The 2,479-nt window shown below is 69.2% G+C and carries 2 protein-coding genes and 1 pseudogene; 2 read left to right on the plus strand and 1 reads right to left on the minus strand.

Annotated elements, in window-relative coordinates; translation table 11 throughout:
- Positions 1–637, plus strand: a 637-nt coding sequence (locus F3J14_RS34370) for an HlyD family efflux transporter periplasmic adaptor subunit (RefSeq protein ID WP_166726685.1), incomplete at its 5' end; no start/stop codon positions are given.
- 275 nt (positions 638–912) lie between these two features.
- Positions 913–2,109, plus strand: coding sequence for a formaldehyde dehydrogenase, glutathione-independent (gene fdhA / locus F3J14_RS34375; protein WP_006755768.1), 1,197 nt, complete (start codon positions 913–915; stop codon positions 2,107–2,109).
- A 78-nt stretch (positions 2,110–2,187) separates the two neighbouring features.
- Here the strand turns inward: fdhA and F3J14_RS34380 are convergent.
- A pseudogene (locus F3J14_RS34380) lies at positions 2,188–2,479 on the minus strand (hypothetical protein); the annotation flags it as partial.

Consider the following 2,479-nt stretch of genomic DNA (forward strand, 5'->3'; position numbering starts at 1 on the left):
TCAGCTCGAAGCGGCGCGGGCGCTCGGCAGCAAGCTGCCGGTCGACGAAAGCCCGGCCGTCGTGCAGGCGGCCGCGCAGTTCAGGCTCGCGTACCGGAACCTGAAGCGCACGACGATCGTCGCGCCGGTCGACGGCACGGTCGGCCAGCGTTCGGTGCAGGTCGGCCAGCAGGTCGGGCCCGGCGTGCCGCTGATGTCGATCGTGCAGTTGAACCGGCTGTGGATCGAAGCGAACTTCAAGGAAGGGCAGATCCGCCACATGCGCATCGGCCAGCCGGTCGACGTGGTGTCGGACCTGTACGGATCGCGGGTCGTCTATCGCGGCCGCGTGCAGGGCTTCTCGGCCGGCACCGGCAGCGCGTTCTCGATGCTGCCGTCGCAGAACGCGGCCGGCAACTGGATCAAGGTCGTGCAGCGGGTGCCGGTCGTGATCGCGATCGATCCCCGCGACCTGGCCGCGCATCCGCTCAGGGTGGGGTTGTCGATGCGCGCGACCGTCGATACGCGCAACCGCGACGGCCATGCGCTCGACAGCGAGCCGCCGACGCCGGCCGTCAGCACGCGCATGCACGACGGCGTCGCGAGCGACGCGCAAGCGGCTGCCGCCGCGATCATCCGCGAGAACCAGGGCGGATAACGCGGCGCCCGGCCGGCGGGGCGGGCCGGGCCGATCGCGTCGACCGGCCGGGCGTCGCGGCCCGCGCGTGCCGCGTCTTCCACGCTACTGCCTTCCGGCCGCTTTCCGGCCCGACTTTCGCGTTTGCGCCATCGATGTCGGCACCGATCAAACGCATGTCGGGTTTGAGACATCGGCGCCCCCGCCTCCGGGACTACTCTCGAACAGCACGTTGCGTACGCGCCGCACCCGTCGGTGCGCCGCAGCGCCATCCAACGAGACATGGAGACAATACGATGAGCAGCAATCGAGGTGTCGTCTATCTTGGGCCGGGCAAGGTCGAAGTGCAGAAGATCGATTATCCGAAAATGGTCGATCCGACCGGCCGCGCGATCGGCCACGGTGTCATCCTGAAAGTGGTGAGCACGAACATCTGCGGTTCCGACCAGCACATGGTGCGCGGCCGCACGACCGCCCCGGTCGGCCTCGTGCTCGGTCACGAGATCACGGGCGAAGTGGTCGAGGTGGGCCGCGACGTCGAGACGCTGAAGCTCGGCGATCTCGTGTCGGTGCCGTTCAACGTCGCGTGCGGACGCTGCGCGATGTGCAAGGACACGCATACGGGCGTGTGCCTGAACGTGAACCCGTCGCGTGCCGGCGGCGCATACGGCTACGTCGACATGGGCGGCTGGATCGGCGGCCAGGCCGAGTACGTGCTCGTGCCGTACGCGGACTTCAACCTGCTGAAATTCCCGGACCGCGATCAGGCGATGGCGAAGATTCGCGACCTGACCTGCCTGTCCGACATTCTTCCGACCGGTTATCACGGCGCGGTGAGCGCGGGCGTGAAGCCGGGCTCGACGGTCTATATCGCGGGCGCGGGCCCGGTCGGGATGGCGGCGGCCGCGTCGGCGCGCCTGCTGGGCGCGGCGGTGACCATCGTCGGCGACATGAACGAGGAACGCCTCGCGCACGCGCGGGCGATGGGCTTCGAGACGGTCGACCTGTCGAAGGACGCGTCGCTCGGCGAGCAGATCGAGCAGATCCTCGGCGTGCCGGAAATCGACTGCGCGGTCGACTGCGTCGGCTTCGAGGCGCACGGCCACGGTTCGTCGGGCCATTCCGAGGAAGCGCCCGCGACGGTGCTGAACTCGCTGATGGAAATCACGCGTCCGGCCGGCGCGATCGGTATCCCCGGCCTGTACGTGACGGACGATCCGGGTGCGAAGGACAAGGCCGCGCAGCACGGCAGCCTGAGCATCCGCTTCGGCCTCGGCTGGGCGAAGTCGCACTCGTTCTTCACGGGCCAGACGCCGGTGCTGAAATACAACCGCAACCTGATGCAGGCGATCCTGTTCGACCGTCTGCCGATCGCGAAGATCGTCAACGTCGAGGTGATCTCGCTCGACCAGGCGCCGGAAGGCTACAAGAAGTTCGACGGCGGCGCGCCGCGCAAATTCGTGATCGATCCGCACGGTTTGCTGGCGGCCTGACGCACGAACCAGGAAGGGCATGAAGCGGGCGGCACCGGAGACGGTGCCGCCCGTTGTCGCTGTGGGCGCGCCGCGCGCTCAGTGTCCGCGATAGACCCCGGCCAATTGGATTTCGGTCGCCGCGGCGCGGCGCCCGTGGCGTGTATGCACACTCACGCGATGGATCGCATGCGTGCGCCGGGCCGGGACGCCTTTCCAGTCGGCGACGCGGACGCCGTTGCGCGCGTGCTGCGGCTCGCGAACCGGTGGCGTGTGCCGCGCGAGTGTCGTGGTCGCGCGTGCGGTGGAGCGTGAGGTTGCGCGCCGGCTCGTATCGGCCACGCGCGGCTGGTCGGCCGCGATCTGCGTGTCGTCGGCCGCGACCGACGTC

The sequence above is a fragment of the Burkholderia sp. Tr-862 genome (genome assembly GCF_011753085.1).
Lineage (GTDB): Bacteria > Pseudomonadota > Gammaproteobacteria > Burkholderiales > Burkholderiaceae > Burkholderia > Burkholderia ambifaria.